This is a genomic window from Kitasatospora brasiliensis (assembly GCF_032654805.1).
Classification (GTDB): Bacteria; Actinomycetota; Actinomycetes; order Streptomycetales; family Streptomycetaceae; genus Kitasatospora; species Kitasatospora brasiliensis.
Window position 1 is genome coordinate 1 of record NZ_JAUOOW010000008.1, and the last position, 21,967, is coordinate 21,967.

Sequence of the window (21,967 nt, forward strand, 5' to 3'; positions counted from 1 at the left end):
AGTTGTAGGCGCCGGTGCGGGTCTCGGAGGCGGGCACGCCCAGGCAGCCGCCCTGCCAGGAGCGGGAGGCGACGGCGACGAGCTCGGCCTTGCCGTTGACCTCGCGGAGCACCGGGGCGCCGGTGTCGCCCTTGCAGACCGCCGCTCCGCCGGTACCGGTGGTGCCGATACCCGCGGGGTTCACCGTGTCGACCGAGAACGCCCCGGTGTGGAGCTTGAGCGGCGCCCACTCGTCCCCGGTCCGCCCGTACGCGGGAACGCGCAGGGTCTGCCCGGCGGTCGGGGCCACGGCCGCCAGCGTCAGCGGGGCGATGCCGTCCACCGGCGCGGCCAGGCGAGCCATGACGAGGTCGCGGTCGGCACGCGGCACCAGTTCGGCGATCTCGGTCGTCTTTCCGACGGAGGTGGTCAGGTCGGTGCGGCCGATGGTGGCGGTGGTCTTCCACTTCGGCGCGCCGGCCGCCAGGGCCTGCGGCTGTGCGGTGTCGTCGGCGAAGCAGGAGGCGGCGGTGAGCACCCAGTTGCGGTCGACCAGTGCACCGGTGCAGGCCCGCAGGTTGTCACCGATCACCAGACGGGCGGTGTAGGAGTAGGAGCCGTCGGCGGCCGCGTCGCCTGGAACGGCACCCGCCGGGAGCACGGTGAGAGTGGACAGGGCGCCGGCGGCCAGGGCGGCGACCAGTGTGCCCGTCCGCAGGCGGAGAAGTGGGGAAGTGAGAGGCATGGATGGGGTTCCCAAGTGCGAGAGGTGGATGCGGGCGGGCGACGCCGGCAGGTAAGGTTCGGTTAGAGGCTGCTTGTGGATATTGGGTTGGTGCCTTCGCCGACGGTCTCGACGCGGTCCTGCGAGCGTCGAGGGCCGCAGGACATCGCCGGCGGTGATACCCGGCCCGTGTGACCCGGGCATCGTCGGCATGGAGGGCGAGGCCTGGACGGTTGTGGCTCCTGAGGAGCATTCGTCGCGCTTTCGTGGTGCTTCGGCAGAACTTCCTGTCGAGAACGCCCGGACACGGCGATGGTTAGCCGGTGATCCGCAGTTCGACGACGGTGGTCGGTTCCTGTCCGAGTCCTTCGCCCACACCCGCAATGCCGTCGGAGGCCACATCGATGCCCTTCTTGATATCGGCAGCGGTGAGTTCGGCGTGCAGGGACCGTCCTGTGGTCTGTACGGCGAACAGGTCTGCCAGCTGCAACGTGAGCTGGCCGGTCGTGGACGTGGCGGTGAAGCACACCTTGTTGTCGGGATTTCCAGGAGCGCGGGTCCACAGCTGGATCTGAGAGGGTTTGGCACAGTCGGCCAGCATGATGTGGCCGTCACCGCGGAGCAGCTTGATACGGGAGATCGTATTGGCGCCGGGATAGTTGAAGTCCTCGACGGCGGGAGGGGCGGCGTTGTCGCCTGTCGTGGGCGGAGGAGGCGTGGTGTCGGCCGATGCGAGCACCGTTACGCCGGCTGCGAGGCCGAGTACGGCGATGAGTGCCATGAGCAGGCCGCGGAGGCGGTTGGTCACTCCAGGTCCTTTGAGCGTGTTCGGGTGATGCTGATGCGGCTCTGGGGCGGCCGATTCGGATGGTGTCGGGCCCGTCAGCCCGTGACACGCAGTTCGACGAGCGTTGTCGGCTTGAGCCCGACGTACTCTCCGACGTTCCGCATGGTGTTCTTGGGGATGTTCACGGCGGTGGCGGCTCCCTCGGTAGTGAGGGTTGCCTGCACCGGGCGTTCCGTAGTCTGGATCACGGACGTTCTCGGCAACTGGAGTGCCAGGTAGCCGACGTTTCCGGTGACACGGAAGCAGATCTGCTCGTGGATGCTCTGCGGGAGCTCGGGGCTCCAGATCTGGATCTGGGTGGCTGTATGGCAGTCGGCCAGCATGATGTGGCCGTCACCGCGGACGAGCGTCAGGGCGGGGTACGGCGAGTCCAGAGGGTAGACGAAGTCCTCGACGGCCGGCGGGGGAGTGCTGGCGTCCGGGGCGGCCTGTTCCGTGGATGCCATAGCGGTGGATCCGAGAACTGCCACAACAGCTGCGGCGATACCGGCTGTCGTCCATCTGTATACGGCCTTCATGGTTGACCTCTCGATATGTATTGCGTTGTTGGTGAGCCACCGTTCGCAGACCACCAATGAAGGTGACGTCACGTCATCTTTCCTGTAACGATCACGCATCGACGGCTAGTCAGCGAATTGTGGCCCAAAGTCTAGGCCACGGATCACGGCATCCGAGGCCACCTAGGACCTTGGATCACATGGAGAGAAGGCGGATCTGGCGCAGATACAAGGCACCCAGGTGGCAATCCTGTCGATTTGCCCTTTATGTCCATCTTATTTGCTTGATGCCCTTTGGTTGGAATTTGAATGACATTCAGGTTTCGTAGCGTCAGCCGTTTCGGGTCTCGGGCTCCGGCGTCAGCTGGTGCCGTATAGGCTTCCGCCCGCAGCAATAGCTGTCTGTGTACGGAGATGTGAGATGACATCAATAAGAAATAATTGGGCTACAGTTCGCCGCAGGGGGTGGCAACGACGGCAGCTTGCATGGCGACTGTGTCTGCTTGTGCTTCCGCTCGTACTCGTGGCAGGCGGACTGGGGTCTGTGCCTGCCTTGGCCGATGACTCGGTCGGCACCGATCCGGCACCCGTCCCGCAGTCTGATCGGAACCGGATCGTTGCGCTATGGAAGGAAGGCGGCCCCGGCGTCAAGGCTGCGGCTGAGGCCGCGCTGATCGGCACCGACGCCGCTGTGCGCAAGTTCCTCGATGCCGATGTGAAGGCCGCCCAGCTGGCCGACGACCGGGTCAGCGCCACCCAGATCCACGACCTCGGTGGCAGGGCTGTACGCGCGGCGGCGGTCCAGGCCCTCAACGGCACCCCTGAGGACCTTCAGGCCTTCCTCGCCACCGGCTGGCAAGCACCGCTGGAATCCGACCAGCGCATGCAGGCAGCCCAGCTGCGCAATGGCGCGGGCCGCGGCGTCCAGGAGGCCGGCCGGGCCGCGATCAACGGGTCAATCGACGATATCCGCAACTTCCTCAACGACGGGCAGTACACGGCCAGGGAAGCGGACGACCGCGTCCAGCTCGTTCAGATCCTCAGCACTGGCGGACCCAACACCCAAGCCGCGGCACGGCTGGCACTGAACGGCTCCATCCAGGACGTCCGTGACTTCCTCGATGTCGGCCAGCACGTCGCTCACGCACGAGACGCCGAACGCGCCAGCGTGAGCCAGCTGATCCAGCAGGCCAAGGACGCCGCCTACCAAGCTGTACGCGAGGGTGAGGCGGCCAAGCAAGCCTCCGCGAAGGCGGTGGAGTCCTCGGCCCTGGCCAAGCAGGCCGCGGCGACCGCCGCTGCTGAGACCCAGGCCGCCCAGAACGACACTGCGGCCGCAGGAGCCGCGGCGGACCGTGCCGCCCAGGCCGCGACCCGCGCAGGCGAGGCCGCACAGGTGGCGATCGTGGCGGCCAAGGCTGCCACCAACTCCGCCCGCACCGCCGCCAGCGCCGCGGCTCAGGCCGCCGCGGCGGCAGCGGCCGCATCCCAGGCAGCTGCCCGCGCACGCAGCGCCGCCGCGAATGCCGCCACCGACAGAGGCAAGGCCAAGGCCGCACGGGAAGCCTCAGAGGCGGCCTCTCTGGCGGCCCAGACCGCCAACTGGTTCGGCGATGGGCTCGACCATGGAGACCTGCAACCGCCGATTCCCGACGATCCGGTCAACCCGACGGGCTCCTTCGGTCTCGCGAAGATCTCCCTCGCCGAGGCTGACAAGGCCAGCGCAGCAGCGGACGACGCCGGCCAGAACGCCTATGCCGCGGCCGTCTCAGCCTCCCAGGCCGGAGCCAGCGCCGGAAAGGCTACCGCTCAGTCCGCCCGTGCCAAGCAGGCCGCCGCATCCACTACGCGGCATGCCCAAGAGGCTAGCCGGGCCGCGGCCGCGGCCGGGGCACTGGTCAGGGACGCCAAGCAGGCTGTCTCCGATGCACAGGCCCTCGTCGCCTCTGCCGCCACCCACGCCAGCGCTGCGGCGAAGGCTGCCGCCGAAGCCGCGCTGCACGCCGGCGAAAGCGCGACCGCCACTGCCGCGTCGAAGGCGAATGCCCAGGCGGCCGCCGAAGCGGCCCAGGCCACCAAGGACGCCGTCGCCAAGGCAAGGACGGCTCGCGACCTCGCCGACCGGGCCGAAGCCGAGGACCTCACCGCGCGTACTGCGGCCGCGCTCGAAAAGGCACTGGACGCCAGAGCCGCCTACGACGATGACCAGAAGAACGCGGGCGAGGCCCTTCAGAAACTGCGTGCACTCCAGGACGAGGCCAACCGCCTCGCCACCGCCGTAGCCCAGCCGGGTACGCCCACCGCCGACATCGTGACGGACGGGCGCAAGCTCGCCCTGCTGTCCATGAAGATCGCGGGCGGTCCATGGGAAAGGGAGGCCTCGGCAGCAGCGCTGTCCGGTTCGGACCAGGCAGTCCTCGACTACGTCAGGAACGACCGCCACCAGGCCCTCGAACAGGACGAACGCGACCGCGTCGCCAACCTGGCGGTGAACTCGGAGATCGAGGCGGTACGGACCGCCGCCACCGAGGCGCTCAAGGGCGACGCCCAGACGATCACCGCGTTCCTGTCCGCCGGTCAGTACGAGTCCGCAGCTTCGGACCTGCGCGCCGCTGTCGCCCGGACCCGCAACGGAGCCGACCGCGCGGTCGACGCGGCAGCCCGCGCCGCTATCAATGCCGGGACGGCCAAGGCCCTCCACGAGTTCATGGCCGTCGGGTACGCCGAGGCCCAGGCCAGTGACGACAACCTGCGTGCCGCCCAACTGCGCAACGGTGCAGGACCTGAACTTGAGGCCGCGGCACGCGTGGCTCTCCAGGGTTCGCCGCAGCAGTTGCAGGCCTTCCTGCAGACCGGCCAGTACGCCGCCAAGAACAAGGACGCGCTCGGGGCCACCCACAAGGCCGAGATCGAACGCCTGCTTCTGGAAGGCGACGCGGCCACCGCACTCGCCCAGCAAAGCGCCTCCGAGGCCGCACAGGCAGCGGCGATCGCCGCTGGGGCCGACAGCGAGGCCAGGGCCGCAGAAGCAGCGGCCAAGGACTCGGCCGGCAAGGCCGCCTCCTTCGCCGCCCAGGCCCAGGAGAAGGCCAAGGCCGCGGAAGCCAGCGCCAACCAGGCCGTGGCATCCGCCAAAACCGCATCCGACGCGGAGGCAACCGCCCGCCGCCAGGTCGCCTCCGCCACCCTCTCCGCCAAGCGTGCACAGTCCTCCGCCACGACGGCCAACTGGGCCGCGGCTTCGGCCTACCGAGCGAGTGTCGAGGCCCGGGCGTCTTGGGAAGCCGCCAAGACCGACGCCGACGGTGCAGCCGTGGCCGCGACCAAGGCCTGGCAGGCCTACAAGGACCAGGTCGCCGACTGGGAGCGCATCGGGCAGGAGATGCGCGACGCGAACCTCGCCTTCATGCAGGACGCAGCGGCCCAGCGTGCCGCTGAACAGCAGGCCGAGCAACAGAAGCGTGACATCGAGGCCCAACTCGCCAAGGAGCTCAACGACCCTTACCGCGACTACAAGCCCGTAGACACTAGAGGCCTTCTGCTCGCGATCGCCCATGGCGTCCTCGACTTTGCGGGAATGGTTCTACCTCCCGGCTGGTCCTCCGCGGCGGATCTCCTCAACTGCGGCCTCTACGCCCTCCAGCGCGACGTCGAGCACGCCAAGGCCTCCTGCATCAGCGCGATCCCCATCGTCGGCGAAGCCAAGGCCTTCGAGAAGGCCATGGAGCTCCTGAAGAACACCGGGCCTCTCGGCAAGAAGGTCGTCGAGTTCATCGAACGGCTCTTCTCGAAGATCCCGGGAATCTGCGAGCCCAACAAGAACAGCTTCCCGGCCGGTACCAGCGTTCTCATGGGTGACGGAAGTCGCAAACCCATCGAGAAGGTCAAGGTCGGGGACACGGTCCTGGCCACCGACCCGGACCTGGGCCGAACAGCGGCGAAACCGGTCGAAGCCGTCATCTACACACCGGACGACCGGAACTTCACCGATCTCCAGATTCAGGGCGATCAGGGAACCGGTAGCCTCACCGCGACCGGCCACCACCCCTTCTGGGTCGAAAAGGACCACAAGTGGGTCGATGCCGCCGACCTCAACGTCGGCGACACCCTTCGCACCCCGAACGGGCCGGCAGCCGCCGTCACCGAGGCCAAGCAGCGCAAGGGCCACGAGCCCACCTACAACCTGACCGTCCGGGACGTTCACACCTTCTACGTCCTGGCCGGGCCGACGGCCGTCCTCGTACACAACGTCGATTGCTTCGCCCCGTTCACGCGCGAGAACATCGGTGCGATCGCGACCAAGGTCGGGCTCAAACCCTATTCGGGAAGCGGACCCACCACAGGGTTCGCAAGAGCCGGAAACAAGATCATCGATGATCTGTCGAGCGGCCGAGAAAAGGATGAGGCTGCTCTGGTCGCCTGGGTGAAGACTGCCACCAAGGAACTGCGAGGCACCGTCAGCGGACGCGCTTCCGACCTTGAGGTAAAATTCGTTGCTAAGATGCACATCGACGGCATTGACGATGCCGAGCTTGTGATCAACATGTGGGACGGGCCATGCGTCGAGAAGAACGGCTGCAATGAGACGCTGGACGGCCTCCTTTCTAGGGACAAGAAGAACCCGAAGGGTCTCACTGTTTATTTTCCGAATTCGAGCGGTGCGTGGGACTGTCTAGTTTACGGCACCCACCGGGTGAAGGGGCGTGGCGGAAGTGGCGGTAAGTGCCGAAATTCGATATAGGGCAAGTCAGGCTGGTCGGCCAGACTATCTCCACTCTCTTGAGGAGGCCGATGCCCTGATCGACGCACTCCTGGCGGGGCCGGCGAACGAGAATCTGGCGCAGATTATCCATCTGGATCGAGAAGAGTTTAAGCCGGGAATTCCGGATCACGAATTCCAGGTGGGAGTCGACAAGGAGCTGCAGGTTGGCATTCTGCTCTTTATAGACGCCAGTGGAAACTTCGTCTCCGCGGGTCCACCGGAATCCAGAAACTCCCCCGAGTACTACCTTTGCAGGCACTGGACTCAGTTCCGAGACCAGACAGAGATTCCCCTCGACTTGGTCAGGAAGGCTCTAAGGGAGTTCTTGGAGTCCGGAGGGCAACGCCCGACCTGCGTATCCTGGAAGAATCAATACCTTGACGACTAGTCAAAAATGAGAAGCTGACACCCTGGTGCTCTGCTCGAATCCGAGCCGAACATCGGGGTGTCAGCTTTCTGATATCGAGGCCCAGCGCTCCCGCCTCGCGGTGGAGGCCGCGCAACTGGCGGACCGGATCGACCCCGGCACGACTCGGACGCCTACTCGCCCAGCCATGGCGGACACTGGCACCAGGCCCTCACCACCACGACCCACGCCCTGGCCCTCGGCAACCAGCCGGACACCACCGACATCCCCCAGTCCTGCTGCGCGCAACACCCGAGCGCGCGGGTTCAACGACCGGGCGAACAGCGGCTTCTGACGGCAGGGCGGCGGCCGGGCCCGTCGGCGGATCTTCCGCTCGAAAGGCCTGGACCTTCGGACGATCATCGGCGATAGTCAGGTGCTCGACGATCGATCGTCCTTTCTCGACCATGGGGGGTTCCTTTGAACAGCACGTCGAACGGCATGTCGCGCGCCGCGTCCGCCAAGCGGCGCGGCGCCTTCCTGCTCGCGGCCACCGCCCTGGCGACCGTCGGGGTCGCGGGCACCGCCCAGGCCGTGCCCAACTCCGGCTCGCTCTGGGTCGGCTACGGCAAGGCCAACGCCTACAGCAGCGTGCAGTGCGTGCAGCAGATCTCCAACAGCCTGCACTACCAGACCGGTTACCCCACCATCGCGGTGGACGGCGCCTTCGGGCCCGACACCTACGGCGCGGTCATCGCCCTCCAGCGGTGGGCGGGCCTGCCCCAGGACGGCGTCGTCGGCCCGCAGACCGGCGACTACATCCTCACCGCGACCAAGGACGAGTACGGCTGCTACTGGAACCTGCCCTCGCTCCACTGACGCCGCGCCGAACGCCTCCTCCCGACGGCGGGTCTCGCACTGTGCGAGACCCGCCGTCGGGCACCGCGGCGGTGCGCATGACGAGCGGCGGGGCCCGAGGACGGGCCCGGTCCGGGCTGGTGAACGTCACTGCGGCGATCTTCGCCACGGGCACGCCCTGCGCCGGCAGCAAGACCATCTGGGCCCGCCGCCGGGTCACGACCGAGCCGGTGCCTCTGCGGATGATCCGCAGCCATCCATGGGACCTCGGCTGGGCCACCTCGACCCCGAACGACGTGCGCTCCGGCAACAGGAGTTCCTCGCCGCTCCGCGGCGGAGGACCGTTGCCCCCGGGGACAGGCCGTGCTCGGATTCGGGGGCGCAGGCCGCGTTCACAGGAGACGGTGTGCGGCATGGTTGATCTGTCCGTTGTCGACTTCCGCCTGACCGATTCGGCGCACCTGGGACGGCACGAGGCTCGGGGGCCTTCGGTGGAGGAGCTCTCCGCGAGGCTGCGTGGCCTCGCCGCGACCCAGGAGAGCCTGGTTCGGGTACGGCAGATCGGCATGTCCCGGGAAGGGCGCGCGCTGGAGGTGTTCTCCGTCGGATCCGGGCGGCAGGCCGTGCTGGTGATCGGGGGCCCGCACCCGAACGAGCCGGTCGGCTATGCCACGATCAACGTCCTGGCCGATGTGGTGACCGCGCACGCAGAGCTACGGGAGGGCCTGTCATGGCATTTCCTCCCGTGTGTGGATCCGGACGCCGCCGCTCTGAACGCCGGTTGGACGAGCCTGCCGTTGGAACTCCTCGCACAGCACCGTCACTTCTACCGCCCGGCTATGGCGGAGCAGCCCGAGTGGACGTTTCCGGTTCCCTGGGGGGAGGGGCTTCACCACTTCGGGTTGCCCGAGAACCAGGCGCTGGCGGATCTCGTCGACGAGTTGCGGCCGGCTGTTGCGGTCTCGCTGCACAACGCCGAGTTCGGTGACCCGTTCTTCGTCCTGAGCCAGGCCGTGCCGGGTCTGGCCCAACGGCTGGCCGCCGTGTCGGCCCGGCACGGCCTTCCGGTCGCCCAGGCCGCTCCCTCGGACGTCGTCGGGTGGCCGGTGCTGGGCCGCGGCGTCTTTCAGATGCCCTCGGTCGAGCAGCTGGTGATCCGCGACCACACCCACCGGGCGCCCGCGTACGGTGCGCACCTTGCCCACTACGCCGCACGGTACGGCACGGTGACGCTGCTGCCGGAAGTTCCGCGCTGGTACACCGGCACCCGGTTCGACAACGCGCCGTCGACCGAACTCACGGCGCTGGCGCAGGCTCTGACCCGCGAAGCCGACGAGGTCCAGCAGCTCATGGAGCAGGCCGTCCTCCCGGACGGCATATTCACGCGGGCTGCCAGGGACACCCTCGCGGTCAGCACCACGGTCGCCCGTTCGTGGCAGCAGCGCGCCGCCGACCCCACTCCGGTGTCCGGCGCAGCACTGGCCGAGGCGCACTTCATGCGCGTCATGATGACCCTACGGTCGGCTGGAATGGCTCTGCGCGCCGCGAACGGGGCACGGGGCGGCGGCTCATCCGTCCCGGCCGTGCGGTGCAGGTTGGACGAACTGTTGGCTGAGCGGGCGAGCCACTGCGCACGGCTCCTGCAGCCCACACCGATCGAGTTGCGGCGCCTGGTGGCAGTGCAGGCCGACGCAACGCTCGCCGCGGTCGGCCTCGTCGTGTGAGGAGGGTGCTTCGGCCCTGCCGTGTGTCCGCCGGCCAACAGCAGGGACGGAAACCCAACCAGCGGTGAACGCGGCCGCTCCGAACCGGACTTATCCACAGGACAGCAGAACATTTCCGCGCGAACCCGCGAGGTGTGCTCCGCTGTCCCGGACCGTACCCCACCGAAAGGACTCCCCGTGAACCCGCCCCCCAATGCCGCCCAGGACATCGAGCAGTCTGCCGCAACCACCCTGCGACTCGCTGCCACGGCCGCCCGGAGCCTCGCCAGGACCGCCGTTCAGGACTCCCGTTACGACGAACTCGCCGCGCTGGCGGCCGCCGCCTCCGCCACTCAGGCGACCACCTACCTGCCGCTGCCGGACCACCTGCCGGACGAGGACCAGCAGGAGATCGACCACGACAAGCTGGTCAACCGACTGCTGGAGATCGCCGACGGCTTGGACGAGCTCGGTCGCCGAGCGACCGAACCGCAGCAGGTACAGGACCACCACATGGCCGCCCTCCACAGCCGCGACACGGCCATCGCGCTGCGCAACGCCCCTCCGATCGAGGAGGGTTCGGTCGGATGACCGAGGCAACCTGGCAGGAGAGCATCAGTGGTGATCGGAGCAGCCTGTTCACACGATCCGGTGAACCACCTCCCACCGCGGGCGGGTTTGTCCACAGGCCATCAGGATGTCGCCCCGTCTGACCCGCGGAACGTGATTGTCTGCCGCCGAACGCCCATTCACCCCGGAGGACCGAATTCCGATGACCCCGAGCCCGCTCAATGCCCAGGACGTCGAACAGGCCGCTGCCGCCCTCCTGTCGTACGCGACCACCGTCGCGCACGGTCTGGCCGAACTCGCTGTCCGGAACGAGCGCTACGACGAACTGGCCGCCCTCGCCGCCGCCGCCCACGCCGACCAGGCGAGTTGCCACCTGCCGCTGCCGGAGGGTCCCCCTACGGACGCCGATCGCGGGATCGACCACCACGAGCTGATCCGTCGTATGGAGGCCGCGGCTGACGCCCTCGATGAACTCGGTCGCTGCTCGGCCGATCCCCGGGAAGTGCGGGACCGCCACACGGCCGCCTTTCATGCCCGCGCCGCGGTCGTCGCGCTGCGCAACGCCCTTCCGGTCGAGGAGGGGGCGGTCGGATGAGACGGGACGTCACCTGGGGTGACTTCACCGCCATGGCCGCCTTGCGGCTGGAGGTCGCGCTCGCGGCCGTGACCGATGCCGAGGGGCGAAGCACGCCCGGCCGACACGCATCTCGCAGCGGCGCCTTGGCCGGTACCTGCCGTCTGCTGCACCAGTACGCCGGCCGCTTCGGCCCCCTCGCCCACGACCCGCTCGGCATCGACGAGGACGATGTCGCCCGGCTGAGGGGCAATCTGGATGCCCTCGGGCGGGCACTGCGAGACGAGGCGGCGTACGCCTCCCCCGAGCGTGACCCGGTGTCCCGCCACATCGCGGACGCCACCCGGTTCCTCGCCTTCGGCAGCGACCTGCTCGCCAGCCACCACGGTCCGGCGGGTCAGCCCCGCAGTCCCTACGCCGCCTACCTGAACAGCCCGACGGTTGCTCGCCACGTCATCGCCGAGACCGCCGAACTCGCGAGCACCGCCGGGCGTCTGGCTGCCCGTCTCGGCCAGTCGTCCCCGCCCTCTCGGGATGCGAGCGACAGCCGTTTCGCGGCCCGCAGGCTCGCGGGGCCGGCCGTGCTGATCGAACAGGCCGCGATCGGCATCCACCGCGGGCTCAACGCCCCTCGCCCAGCCAACCCGGCACCAGGCCTCACCCACCTCCCCGTCGCGGTCACCGCACCTCCGCCTCCGGTCCGGCCGGGAGAACCACGACACGAAGCGCTCCTCGCCGTGGCCACGGGCGCGGACTGGCTCGCCGCGCACACGGCCCGGAAGACGGCCGAGCGTCCGTCCACCATCGGCGAGTTGCCGGTCATCGCCGACCACACCGCGGCCGCCCATCTCCTCTCCGCCCGTCTGCTGGAGCACACCAGCAGTCTTCTCGTCCCGGATCCGGGCACGTGTGACGCTCTGACCTCCGCGGCCCATACGCTGCGCGCTGCCGCACAGGCCTGGAGACGGGCCGCGGACAGCTGGAAGCAGGCGGCTCTCCGCAGCGCGCCGCAGATCTCGGATCCCCACTTCGTCCGGGAAGCCGAGTTCGCGGGCGTGCGGCTCGGCCGGACCCTCTTCTCCGACGGCTGGACCCACCGCGACGGCACACGGCGAACCCCTCGGGCCCCGCAGGACATCGTCGCCACGCGGACCGACAGCGCGGCCCTCCTCGCAGCCGTCCACGCGGTCCCCGCTGCCGGACAGGTCCTCGCCGAACACACCCCCTGGATCGCTGCCGCCGCGGTCGAACACGGAGTCCTTCTCAGCTCCGACCTCGCCCACAACCCCCGCGGCGGCACGCCCGCCGACCAGTTCCAGGACCGCTGGACCAGGTGGTACCCAGCTCTGCCCCAGCAGGTCGTCCCGGTGACGGCTGCCTACAACGCGGCCCGTCAGGCATCTGGGGCTGCCCAGTCGGCGGTCGCGCGCGCCGCCGAGGCCGCCGGGCATCCCATCGGTCGCGCCGTGCTCGATGCCGACCGGCGACGCACCCTCGGCTTCACCGGGGACCCAGCCCACGATGCCCGGCGGGTGAACGCGGCTGCCGCGCGTACCCGCAGCGGGACAGCACGAGGTCCCTGGGAGTCCGTACGTCCGCCCGGACGTCGAGCCGCCGAGCTGGCCCGCGAGGTCGGCGCCCTTCACCCGCACCGCGGGCGGGGCAGATAGGGCCGCCCCTCAGTCGTCCAGATGCCAGGCGCTGGGCACTCGCCCGGGGAGCCGGTGCTCGGTGCGGTGCTCGCCCTTGGTGCAGCCGGCGAAGGGTCCGCCGGGGCGGCGCAGTTCGGTCATGCAGGGCCGGTAGTGGTCGCGGTGCCAGACGCTGGGGCCGGTGTAGCCGCAGGTGGCGGGGTCGGTGAGTTCCTGCCAGGCCAGCCAGAGCGCGTGGAGGTGGGCGACGGCGTCCTCGTGCTCGATCCACAGGTGGCACCAGCGGGCGTCGGCGCTCGGCTCGCCGAGGTAGCCCGGGACCAGGACGCCCTCGACCCACTCGGCGAGCAGCCGCAGTTCGTCGTCCCTGGCCTCGCCGTCGAGCAGGAGGATGAACGGCGGGTACCGCCACTGCGTGCCTTCCTCCTCGACGGGGGAGTCCGTCTGTTCGTCCCGTTCCACGCGCAGTGCCGCCACTTCGGCGCGCAGGCCGGCGAACCGGGCCTTGAGGTCCTCGACGTCCTCGGCCAGCGCGGCAGCCGGAGGAGTCCCGTCGCGGTCAGTCACGGCGGGACTCCTTCCGTTCCTCCCAGGCCGCGGTGGCGCGCTTGGTGATGGCCTTCTCCTCGGCCTTCATCGCCGGGCCGAGGTGCGCCATGGTGTCCTCGTCGTACCAGGGCCGCAGGGCGATCCGGGCGACGGGCATGCCGGTGGAGAGCAGCAGCGCGGTGCCGCGCTTCATCGCGCGGATCCGGGCGGGTTCGAGGATCTGCTCGCGGTGTTCGGTGACGGAGGTGGAGCCGCCGCCACGGCTCTTGGAGTAGGAGCCGCGGGTGATGTCGTGGTTGCCGACCAGGGTGGCGATGTCGGCGACGAACCTCGGGTCGTCCAGGCCGACGCCGATGATCTTCTTCGTGGCGGCGCCCCACAGCGCGTCCATGCCGACCTCGCCCCACGCCTTCACGCCCTGCCGGTAGGACTGGAGAATCGTCACGGGGGTGATTCCGCGTGAGCCGAGGTGGCTGTAGAGGTCGGGCAGGTCCTCGATCCGGCAGATGTTGGCGGCCTCGTCCAGGACCGCCCGCATCGGCTCGGGCAGGCGCCCGCCGTGGCGCTCGCCGGCTTCGGCGGCCGCGGTGAGCACCGAGTCGGCGAGCGCGGCGACGACGGCGGAGGCGGCGCCGCCCTTCTTGCTGAGCAGGTACAGGGTGTCCCGGCTGAGCGCGAACTCCTCCGGCCGAAACTGCGGCCGGTGCCGGTCGGGGAGCATCCAGGCGAGCACGTTCTCGTCGCGCAGCGCGCTGACGGCGGTGCGGGCGTTCTGGTAGATGCCGGACTGGGTCTCCTCGGCGATGTTGATGGAGCTGTCGACCTGCTCGGCCAGGACTTCCTCGTGCTGGTGGAGGATCCGCAGCGGGGCCCGTTCCCTGGGGTCGGCCAGCCACCGGAGGACGTCGCGGACGGTGGCGCCGTCCCACCAGGCGGCGCGGAGGAAGCCGGTGAGCAGGTCGCCCGCGCCCTGGGCCCAGAACGGGTCGGCGGCATCCGACTTGACCTGGTTGACGAAGTGTCCGGCGAGGCGTTCGGCGCGGTCGAGGGTCTCCGCCTCGGCGACGATGTCCCACCACCAGGAGCGCTGGATCCGGGCGACGCCCTGGGTGTCGAACGGCCAGGTGGTGCCCGCCCTCGCCCGGCTGGCGAGGGTGGCCGCGTACACATCCGGCTTGTTGCTGGTCATCAGCAGTGCCGCCGGGGCCTCTTCGGCGATGGGGATCGCGACGGCCGTGGACTTGCCGGCGCGAGGTGCCATGAGGGCGAGGTAGGTGTCCTCGTCGGATCCGCGCAGTTCGACGCGGGTGGGCAGGTGGTCGCCGAGGAGGACGCCCCGGTCGCGGGGGGCGACGTCGCGTGGCCTGACGTCGCTGAGCGAGGCGCGCAGGCGGGTGGCGGTGCGGGCGGCGTGCTTGGGGGTGAGGTCGCGCACCTGGTGGAGGGTGGCGAGGTGGGAGGCGTGGTGGAACCACCGCAGGCCCGCCCACAGGCCCCAGGCGATGCCGGCGACGACGGCCGTGTCGAACAGGGCGGCGCCGATGCCGCTGGCGATCGGGGAGCCCGGCCAGGTTGCCTCCCAGTCGCACGCCATCTCCACGACGGTGTACGGGGCGAGCGGCGGGGTGTCGGCTCCGGCCAGGACGGCTCCGGCGGCGCCGCCCGTCCAGGTGGCGGCGGACAGCACGACGGCTCCGCCGACGAGGACGCCTCCGCCGAGCCACATGCGGTCGTTCTCGGTCATCATCGGCGGGCGCCCTCCACGGGCTCGGTGTTCTGGTCGGTGTGGTAGAGCCGCCGCTCGGTGCCGGTGAGCTCCATCGCGGCGGCGATGCCGGGACGGGTGCCGAGCTTGATGAGGTACTTGCCGCGGCCGGGGTGCACCTGGTCGGAGCTGTCGAGACCGGTGCTGGTCGCGGACGCCCAGGAGGTGATCATCATCCGCTCCTGCTCGGTGAGGGCCCGTTTTCCGGAGACCCGGCCCAGTTCCTCGTCGGTCGAGCCGCCGATCACCCAGGTGTCGCAGCGGTCCATCAGCCCCCTGGCCTTGGCCCGGTCCTCCTCGGTGGGCAGGGCCTCGACGTCCTCCAGCGAGTGGGTGACGTAGACGGTGACGTCGTCGGTGGTGCGGTTGAGGCGGCTGATGGAGTCCATGGCGTCGACCAGCCCCGGGCCGGAGCGCAGGGCCCGCCACATCTCGTCCATCGGCAGCACCAGCCGGCGCCGCACGACGCCGAGGCTGCGGGCGCTGTCGATGGTGTTGTAGGTGTAGGCCCAGCTGGCGATCATCCCGGCGGAGACGACGTCGTTCCCCCGGGCGCGCAGCGCGTTGATGTCGACGGAGACCGCCGGGGCGTCCAGCCCGAGCGGGGTCGTGGTCGGCCCGTCGAACATGCCCTTCAACGGTCCGTCGACCAGACAGTCCAGACCGGCGACCACCGAGCGGGTGAGGCCGAGGTAGGTGTCGCCGTCCGCGGCCAGCTTGGCCCGCAGGGCTTCGGGGGCCTGCCGCAGCACGGCGATCACGTCGGGGATGACCGGGTCGGTTCCCGGCGTGGCGTCGGCGGCCAACTGTACGGCGGTGGTCAGCGCGGAGCGCTCGATCTCGTCGGGCTGGCGGCCGAGCCCCACCCGGGTGGCGAGCAGTGCGCCGAGGGTCTCCAGACGGCGGCCGTTGAGCACGTCGAGCAGGGCCTGGCGCTCGGCGGCGGGCAGGGCGGTCAGACGGTGCTTCAACGGGCCGGAGTCCAGCGGGTTGATCCGCTCGGTGCCGGTGCCGATCCGCAGCACGCTGCCGCCGAGTTCGCGGATCAGCGTGCTGTACTCGCCCTTGACGTCGGCCGGCACGCACATCATGCAGCCGTACGCCACGTAGATCAGGCAGATGCGCTTGACCAGGGCGCTCTTGCCCACGCCGGGCTGGGCCATGACCCACACTCCCGGATTGGTGGTCAACTTCCCCGTCCAGCCCGACGGGTCGATGCACACCAGCTCGCCGGTGAGCACGTCCCGGCCGACGGGCACTCCTCGCGGCGGCAGGCCGGAGCCGAGCAGGAACGGGTAGATCGCGCCGACCTGGGTGGAGGGGCCGGTGTAGACGGTGCCGGTGTCCTCCACCGCCGCCCGGCCGCCGTACCGCCCGCCCCACCCCAGCCGCGGGGCGTGGATCCGGCGGGAGCGCGGCTTGTACTGTCCCATCGAAGTGTCCCTACTTCACCAGCGGCTGGTAGCCGATCGGCAGACCGGCCATGAAGGTGGCGGCCTGCGCGCCGAAGGCCGGCCTCATACGGATCCCCTTCGTCGCCTTCACCGCGCGCTCCAGCTCCTGCCGGGCGCCGGGCAGGTCGGCGGCCCGGCGGGCGGTCGTGGTGACGCGCAGCGTCCAGTCGACGACCTGGGCCCCGCTCGCCGCCTGGTGCGCGGCACGCTCGGCCCGCTGGCGGTCCGCCTTCTGACTCCACGTCGCACGGCCGCGCACCTGGGCGGTCGCCGCCGCGCGCTGCTCGGCGTTGGAGATCTCGCGTTCCAGCACGGCTTCGCCCTCGCGCGGGTCGAGCACCCGGTAGGAGAGGGTGACCCTGCGCTGGAAGCGTCCGGGGCTCAGCAGGGGCAGCAGCACGCTGTACGGGATGGGGCGGCGCGGCATCTCGCGCAGCACCCAGCTCACGGAAACCGAGCCGTCGTGGACGTACTCCTCCTGGAGGTCGTCGGCGGCGACCGGGCCGCACTCGCCCCAGGACAGCTCGGCGAACTGCTCCTCCCGGGCGTCGTGGACGCCCGGGTCGAAGGCGCAGCGCACCAGGCGGCGCAGGTCGTCGGGCGTGGCACGTCGGACGATGTCGGCGCCGGTGCCGCTCATGTCGAGCGTGTCAACCACCCGCAGGGCTTCGGCGACCTGCTCGGCGAGGTCCACCGGCGGGTTCGCCGTCGCCGTCGGGTCGACACTGACGCTCATCCACTGCGTCACCGAGGCGGTGGCGCGCGGGGTGGTGCGGACGAGTTCGTCGATCGTGTCCAGCGCCAGGCGCGGGGCGTCCGGCCGGCGGCGGGCCCGGACGTCGTCGGCGAGGGCCTCGCCCGCGCCGGGGGTGATCTGGATGGTGACCTGGGCGCCCAGGATCTGCTCGTCGATGCTCATCTCGTCCAGGACCGAACTCCAGGTGCGCACTCCGGCGCGCACGGCACTGGTGGGGGCCATGAGGGTGCCGCCGGGGGCCAGCAGGGTGGTGACGGTCATCGCGCCGGTGGAGCGGTCGTGCACCACGCCGACCGGGCGGTCGGTGGTGGGGTCGTGGGCCGCGACCAGGACGGAGCTGGCGCCGACGCCGGGCAGGTCGAGGGCGTACGGCTGCGGCAGGAGGACCCGCCGGTAGGAGGTGGCGCCAGCGCGGTCGGCTCGCCGCCATGCGAAGACGGCCCAGTAGTAGGCCAGGGCCGGCATGCCGTGGCGGCGGGCGGCGGTCAGGCCCGCGAGGGCGAGGGTGAGCGGCACCGTGACGAGCAGGCTGCCCGGGAACCGAGCGCCGAGGGTGCCGTCGGCGATCAGCACGAGGGCGGCGGCGATGGTGGCCTGCTGGGACATCGCCGCGAACCCGAAGCTGCGTCTGGTGCGGAACCCCTGCACCCGCAGCCCGTCCGGCACGTCATGGGTGGTCACAGGTCGCCTCCGTTCCCGATCTCGTCGGCGCCTCGCTGGGCGGCCTGGTGGAGGCCGTCCAGTACCTGGACCGCGGCTCCGGCACCGGTCGCGGCTCCGGCACCGCCGACGGCACCGCCGGCGCCGGCGACTCCTGGCGTGTCCGCGGCTCCGGGTTCCGTGTTGTCTCCGGCTTCGGCCGGGTTGGGAATCCGCCCCGCGCCGGTGCGGGCCGCTTGGGCCAGCGCGTCGCCGCAGGCGCCCGAACCGTCTTCTCCTGCGCTGCCCTTGGACCTGGTCTGTTCGACGTGCTTGGCGTGCTCGACCGCCGTGGCCGGTTCGCTGCCGCCGTCTCCGTCTCCGCCGTCGCCTGCGGCTGCCTCGCCGCCACCGCGTCTGGCCATCGCGCTGACCGCCCCGACGGCGCCGATCGCTCCGGAGCCGGACACGGCCGATCCGAGCTCCTCGCACAACGGGGCGAAGATCCGGGTGAGCGGAGCCGGGGCGAGGATGCCGAGCAGCAGCGTGGCCAGGCCCCGCAGCCAGGCCGAGAACCCGTCCGCCTTCCCGAACTCGGTGAAGCCCGCGCAGATGATGACCGCGAGGACGGGCTTGTAGGCGATGCCGACGAGGATCGAGGAGAACAGCCTCCCCGCCCACTTCCGGGTGGCGTCCCCGCCGGCCCTCCCGGCCCCGGCGATCGGCAGCAGGAGGCACTGGATCGGGATCGCGCTGTTGCGCAGGAAGACCAGCACCAGCTGGACGAAGCCGACGACGATCAGCACCAGGGCACCGGAGGCGACGATCACGGGATTCACGATCCCGTCGGGGACCATGGTCGTGATGATCTTGTCGAAGGCGGTCTTGTCATCATGGAAGACGCCCTGGACCAGACCATCGGTCATCAGGTCCCCGGCCGCCAGCAGCAGCGACACCAGCCACACCCCGCAGAAGCAGAGCATCGTGTTCTGGGCCCACCCGCCCGCGGCGCGCCACAGGTGCCCGGCCTGGCCCGTGACGGCCATCCGCCCCGCCTGCCACATGAATCCGAGCGCGGAAATCACGAGGCCGAACCAGGTCATCATCCCGGCCAACGCGGTGTTCCCGCTCCACAGGCCGGTGTTCTCCAGCTTCAGCGACGGGCCTCTCAGGGCCATCGTCAGCGTCGCCGCGATGAGCGCCTTGCACATCTCGGTGGCCGCCTTGAGCCACTCGCCAATGGTGGACTTCCAGATGCCGTTCCATTCCTCGTCGAGTGCCTTGTCGACGGACTTGCCCGCGTCCCCGCACCAGGTGGTGTCGAGCATCTGCTCGACATAGCCGACGGCGCTGTTGTCGCAGCCGAACTCGACGATGCTGCCGATCACGCCGTCGGAGGCGGCGGCCGGCGACGCGTCGACCGCGCCGGCGCCGAAGACGGCCGCGAGCGCCAGGAGCAGAGCGGCGATCCGGCGCTTCACGCGGCCTGCCTGATCGCCGTCCAGCCGGCCGTGTTGAAGGCCGCGTCGCCGGGGGCCGCAATGGGCGGCTTCTGGCTGTTCCGCTCCATGGCGGCCTTGGTGGCCTGCGCGGACAGCCGCCAGTCCCCGTCCTGCCATACGGCTGCGAGGATTCCCACGGTGTAGACCGTCTGCTCCGGCTCCATCTCCCCTGCCTTGACGGTGACGGCCGAGAGCACGTAGGCGGTGACCAGGGTGGGAGAGGTCTCGACGGGCTTGAACCCGATCATGGTGGTCCGCGTGAAGGCGCCGCCCGGCAGGGGCCCGGTGACCGGCAGGCCCAGGGCGGCGCGCTGCGAGGCCTCGGCCCGCTCCGCACCCGCCCGGACCTTCTGCTCGGCCGTCGGAGATCGGTCCGCAGGCAGCATGTAGGTGTGGTAGGAGTCGAGTTGCTGCTCGGCCAGCGTGCCGAACCCCTCGACGTCGACCTGGTCGGCGGCCACCAACATGCCGATCGCCCCTTCGAAGGTGCCCGGAAAGCCGACCTCCCGCTGGCCCCCGGCCACCTTCCGGATGCCCCTGGCCGCGGCGAGCCACCGCTTCGGCTCGGTCCAGAGCGCAGGGGCCGTGTACATGGGTACCGGCTTCCGCGAGGCGGACCCGGTCAGTGCCGCCGACGGCGCGGACGCGGCGGACGTCGCACCGTCGATCGGGGTGTCCGGAACGTCGCCGCCCCCGGACAGGGCCGCGTACCCGCTCAGGCCGACCATGGCCGCCAGCATCGCGCCCGCGCCCCACACCGCGGCCCGGGACAGGGGCCCGCTCCCTCTGGGCTTCCGCATGTCAGCCCGCGATGCCATTGAGGATGGAGATCAGCGATCCGGCCAGCAGCACGGCCGCGATGCCGCCGCCCATCCACTTGAAGGGCTCGGAGCCGCCCCCGTGGCGGGACTTGTCGGCCATGGCGAGCTTGAACACCCCGACGCCGGCGCCGACCACCCCGGCCAGGAGCAGCAGCCACAGGCCGTAGCCGAACAGCGTGCTGACCATGCCGTCCATCCCCGGGATCTTCGTCGGCTTGGCGCCGGGGATCAGCTGGGGCTTGGCAGGGTCCTCGGTGAGGAACATCTTCATCTTCGTCACTTCCCTTCGAGCCGGGCGCGGAGTTCGGCGGCGGCCCGACAGACGGCCTTGTCCTCGAACGCGTCCTCCGGGCGCTCCACCACGCGCAGCGCCGGGAGGTAGGGGAGGTACGCGACGCCCGCCAGGCGGCCGCTCAGGGCCCGCAGGCGGTAGCGGGCGGCTGCGGCCGGGCGGGCGGGGACGTCGGCGGCGACGACCAGCCAGGGCCTGGACACGTCGTTCGCGGGCCAGGTCCTGACGATCGTCTCGACGAGCACCGTCCCGAAGACCGTGCTCGGGGTCAGCAGCACGGGCCGGACGCCGAACGGCACGGGTTCGCCCGGCTGGAGCCCCCGCGCCCGCCGGCCTCGGCCGTCCTCACCGTCCAGCATCCGCAGCACCACGGCGGCCGCGATGTCGTAGCCGTGCACGGGCATGAGGCCGAAGACCGTCCCGGTGGCCCGCTGCTGGGCGGGCACCACCGGATTGGGCGTCATACCGCAACCTCCCCCCGCTGCCTGCGTTGTCAGGATCGGCTTCCCGACCGGCCACGGAGGGTGGCGCCGTCGTTCGGCCACGTGGCGTAACTGCCGTGGTGACGCGAACGGCACGCCGTTCCACCCATTCGGGCTCCCATTCGGCTCGACCACCGCAGGGGGATTCGTGAAATCGGCACTCGTCGCGTGCGGGGCGGTCCTCGCCCTGGCCGCTACCGGGTTCGGCGCCCTGGTGATGCTGCTCGTCCCCGCGGAGGCGGCCTCCGAAGTTCCTTCCGTTCCGCTCGCGACCGTCCCGGAGCCCTACCGGCCGTGGATCGAGCGGGCCGCCGCCGACTGCCCGCGCACGGAGATGACCCCGGCCCTGCTCGCCGCCCAGCTGGACGAGGAGAGCGGCTTTCGCGCCGATGCCCGCAGCACGGCCGGTGCCGAGGGGCCCGCCCAGTTCATGCCGGGCACCTGGGCGGTGTGGGGGCACGACGACGACCACAACGGCGTGGTGTCGCCGCACGACATCGGTGACGCGGTCATGGCCCAGGGCCGGTTCATGTGCAGCCTGCTGGGACAGGCCGGCGCCTCCGGCATCGCGGACGACCTGCGGCGGCCGGCGCTCGCCGGGTACAACGCGGGTTGGGCGGCGGTCTCGGAGCACCACGGCGTGCCGCCCTACCCCGAGACGCAGAAATACGTCAGCGACATCATCGGCAACCTGCCGCGCTTCGAGGGGGCCACCCTGGTCTCGCGGATCGGCGGCAGCGGCGATGGCCCGGACGCCGTCCGCCGGGCCGCCGGCCAGATCGGGGTGCCCTACAGCTACGGCGGCGGCAGCCCGGCCGGCCCGGGCCCGGGCCACTGCGCGGACGGCGCGGGCTTCGGCGACGGCCGCTGCCAGGCCGAGACCACCGTCGGCTGGGACTGCTCCTCGCTGGTCCAGTACGCCTACTGGCCCAGCCGCCGGCTTCCCCGCACCGCCGCGGAGCAGTACACCGCCACCGCTCAGCGCCCGGTCACCCGGGACGATCTCCAGGTCGGTGACCTGCTCTTCTGGCGCCACGGCGACGGGCACGTCTACCACGTGGCCCTCTACGCCGGCGACGGGCAGATGATCTCGGCACCGAAGACCGGAGACCTCGTCAGGCGCGGCGCGATCACCGACATGCCGACCACGGACTACCTGGGCGCCACCCGCCCGTAGCCGCGCCCGCGACCTGC

At 70.7% G+C, this 21,967-nt stretch carries 19 protein-coding genes; 8 read left to right on the forward strand and 11 right to left on the reverse strand.

All coding sequences use genetic code 11. The features are described from left to right. From QWJ13_RS28595 to QWJ13_RS28605, 3 genes are all read right to left on the reverse strand, one after another. The coding region (locus QWJ13_RS28595; protein WP_316528073.1) for a trypsin-like serine protease at window positions 1-724 on the reverse strand (724 nt) is incomplete at its 3' end. Window positions 725-1,019: 295 nt separating this feature from the next. Further along, window positions 1,020-1,511, reverse strand: coding sequence for a hypothetical protein (locus QWJ13_RS28600; RefSeq protein ID WP_316528075.1), 492 nt, complete (start codon window positions 1,509-1,511; stop codon window positions 1,020-1,022). 74 nt (window positions 1,512-1,585) lie between these two features. After that, window positions 1,586-2,068 carry a hypothetical protein gene (locus QWJ13_RS28605; protein ID WP_316528076.1) on the reverse strand — a complete coding sequence of 161 codons (483 nt, stop codon included), beginning with the start codon at window positions 2,066-2,068 and terminating at the stop codon, window positions 1,586-1,588. Window positions 2,069-2,600: 532 nt separating this feature from the next. On the opposite strand from QWJ13_RS28605, the gene QWJ13_RS28610 reads away from it, so the two are divergent. The 7 genes from QWJ13_RS28610 (at window position 2,601) to QWJ13_RS28640 (ending at window position 12,530) form a co-directional block, all read left to right on the forward strand. Beyond that, the gene (locus QWJ13_RS28610; protein ID WP_316528077.1) at window positions 2,601-6,788 is read left to right on the forward strand and encodes a polymorphic toxin-type HINT domain-containing protein; all 4,188 of its coding nucleotides are present in this window, start codon (window positions 2,601-2,603) and stop codon (window positions 6,786-6,788) included. Next, window positions 6,751-7,197, forward strand: a complete 447-nt coding sequence (locus QWJ13_RS28615) for an Imm1 family immunity protein (protein ID WP_316528078.1) — start codon at window positions 6,751-6,753, stop codon at window positions 7,195-7,197. Before QWJ13_RS28610 ends, QWJ13_RS28615 begins: the two co-directional genes overlap by 38 nt. Before the next feature lie 438 nt (window positions 7,198-7,635). Further along, window positions 7,636-8,034, forward strand: coding sequence for a peptidoglycan-binding domain-containing protein (locus QWJ13_RS28620; protein ID WP_316528079.1), 399 nt, complete (start codon window positions 7,636-7,638; stop codon window positions 8,032-8,034). Between the two features lie 392 nt (window positions 8,035-8,426). Beyond that, window positions 8,427-9,737 (forward strand): M14 family zinc carboxypeptidase, encoded by a 1,311-nt coding sequence (locus QWJ13_RS28625; RefSeq protein ID WP_316528080.1) that lies wholly within the window; start codon window positions 8,427-8,429, stop codon window positions 9,735-9,737. 177 nt (window positions 9,738-9,914) lie between these two features. Continuing rightward, complete coding sequence (locus tag QWJ13_RS28630; RefSeq protein WP_316528081.1) at window positions 9,915-10,307, forward strand: hypothetical protein; 393 nt, start codon at window positions 9,915-9,917, stop codon at window positions 10,305-10,307. Between the two features lie 181 nt (window positions 10,308-10,488). Next, a complete protein-coding gene (locus QWJ13_RS28635) occupies window positions 10,489-10,881 on the forward strand; it encodes a hypothetical protein (RefSeq protein ID WP_316528082.1) in 393 nt (130 codons plus the stop codon). Continuing rightward, window positions 10,878-12,530 (forward strand): hypothetical protein, encoded by a 1,653-nt coding sequence (locus tag QWJ13_RS28640; RefSeq protein WP_316528083.1) that lies wholly within the window; start codon window positions 10,878-10,880, stop codon window positions 12,528-12,530. The genes QWJ13_RS28635 and QWJ13_RS28640 overlap by 4 nt, the downstream gene beginning before the upstream one ends. 9 nt (window positions 12,531-12,539) lie before the next feature. Here QWJ13_RS28640 and QWJ13_RS28645 read toward each other — a convergent pair whose 3' ends face one another. The 8 genes from QWJ13_RS28645 to QWJ13_RS28680 form a co-directional block, all read right to left on the reverse strand. Further along, complete coding sequence (locus QWJ13_RS28645; RefSeq protein WP_316528084.1) at window positions 12,540-13,079, reverse strand: DUF4913 domain-containing protein; 540 nt, start codon at window positions 13,077-13,079, stop codon at window positions 12,540-12,542. Beyond that, window positions 13,072-14,808: a type IV secretory system conjugative DNA transfer family protein gene (locus QWJ13_RS28650; protein WP_316528085.1), complete on the reverse strand. Its 1,737-nt coding sequence runs from the start codon at window positions 14,806-14,808 to the stop codon at window positions 13,072-13,074. Before QWJ13_RS28650 ends, QWJ13_RS28645 begins: the two co-directional genes overlap by 8 nt. After that, window positions 14,805-16,259, reverse strand: coding sequence for an ATP-binding protein (locus QWJ13_RS28655; protein ID WP_316528086.1), 1,455 nt, complete (start codon window positions 16,257-16,259; stop codon window positions 14,805-14,807). Before QWJ13_RS28655 ends, QWJ13_RS28650 begins: the two co-directional genes overlap by 4 nt. Window positions 16,260-16,269: 10 nt before the next feature. Continuing rightward, window positions 16,270-17,718 (reverse strand): SCO6880 family protein, encoded by a 1,449-nt coding sequence (locus QWJ13_RS28660; protein WP_316528087.1) that lies wholly within the window; start codon window positions 17,716-17,718, stop codon window positions 16,270-16,272. Continuing rightward, window positions 17,715-19,157, reverse strand: a complete 1,443-nt coding sequence (locus tag QWJ13_RS28665) for a hypothetical protein (protein ID WP_316528088.1) — start codon at window positions 19,155-19,157, stop codon at window positions 17,715-17,717. The genes QWJ13_RS28660 and QWJ13_RS28665 overlap by 4 nt, the downstream gene beginning before the upstream one ends. After that, window positions 19,154-19,771, reverse strand: a complete 618-nt coding sequence (locus QWJ13_RS28670; RefSeq protein ID WP_316528090.1) for a DUF8175 domain-containg protein — start codon at window positions 19,769-19,771, stop codon at window positions 19,154-19,156. The genes QWJ13_RS28665 and QWJ13_RS28670 overlap by 4 nt, the downstream gene beginning before the upstream one ends. 208 nt (window positions 19,772-19,979) lie before the next feature. Beyond that, window positions 19,980-20,270: a hypothetical protein gene (locus tag QWJ13_RS28675; RefSeq protein ID WP_316528092.1), complete on the reverse strand. Its 291-nt coding sequence runs from the start codon at window positions 20,268-20,270 to the stop codon at window positions 19,980-19,982. A 5-nt stretch (window positions 20,271-20,275) separates the two neighbouring features. Further along, window positions 20,276-20,755 carry a hypothetical protein gene (locus QWJ13_RS28680; protein ID WP_316528093.1) on the reverse strand — a complete coding sequence of 160 codons (480 nt, stop codon included), beginning with the start codon at window positions 20,753-20,755 and terminating at the stop codon, window positions 20,276-20,278. A 166-nt stretch (window positions 20,756-20,921) separates the two neighbouring features. Here QWJ13_RS28680 and QWJ13_RS28685 point away from each other — a divergent pair, with 166 nt between their 5' ends. After that, window positions 20,922-21,950 (forward strand): C40 family peptidase, encoded by a 1,029-nt coding sequence (locus QWJ13_RS28685; protein ID WP_316528095.1) that lies wholly within the window; start codon window positions 20,922-20,924, stop codon window positions 21,948-21,950. The last annotated feature ends 17 nt before the right edge of the window (window positions 21,951-21,967 follow it).